The organism is Mesorhizobium sp. M4B.F.Ca.ET.203.01.1.1, assembly GCF_004791025.1.
GTDB classification, from domain to species: Bacteria; Pseudomonadota; Alphaproteobacteria; order Rhizobiales; family Rhizobiaceae; genus Mesorhizobium; species Mesorhizobium abyssinicae.
On record NZ_SRUO01000070.1, the window covers coordinates 1 to 431 of the forward strand.

Below are 431 nucleotides of genomic sequence, written 5' to 3' on the forward strand. Positions count from 1 at the left end.
GTTGGCCAGCTGCCACACGCTGCCTTCGGGCAGTGCGTGCGGGGCGTGCGCATAGCTGTAGGCATCGGCGCGGTCGCCGACGCCGATCACGGCGCCGGCCAGGCCATCGGCGCCCGGCAGCAACGCCACGCTGTGCGCGCCGGCGCTGAAGCCCTGCGACGCCAGCCAGGCCTGGGTGGCGGCCGGTTGGCCGTCCTTCCAGGCCGCGAACTGTTCGCGGTCCAGCACGTACAGCGGCAGTGCTGCGCCGCTGTCGGCGGTGAAACCAGTGATCTCGCTCATGCGTCAGGTACTCCGGGATGCGGCGGCGTCGAGGTTGGCGAGACGCTTCTTCAAGCGCTGGCGCGCGAACTGGCCGAGGAAGGCAACATCGCGCTCACCGCGCCGCCGGTCCTGAAGTCGATGCATTTCAACCGGCGCGCCAGCCGGCG

The 431-nt window shown here is 71.2% G+C and carries 2 pseudogenes; one reads left to right on the plus strand and one right to left on the minus strand.

Features of this window, described 5'->3' with window-relative positions:
- A pseudogene (locus EN846_RS33650) lies at positions 1-282 on the minus strand (hypothetical protein); the annotation flags it as partial.
- Positions 283-303: 21 nt separating this feature from the next.
- Between EN846_RS33650 and EN846_RS33655 the strand changes: the two are divergent.
- Positions 304-431: pseudogene (locus EN846_RS33655) on the plus strand (NUDIX domain-containing protein); the annotation flags it as partial.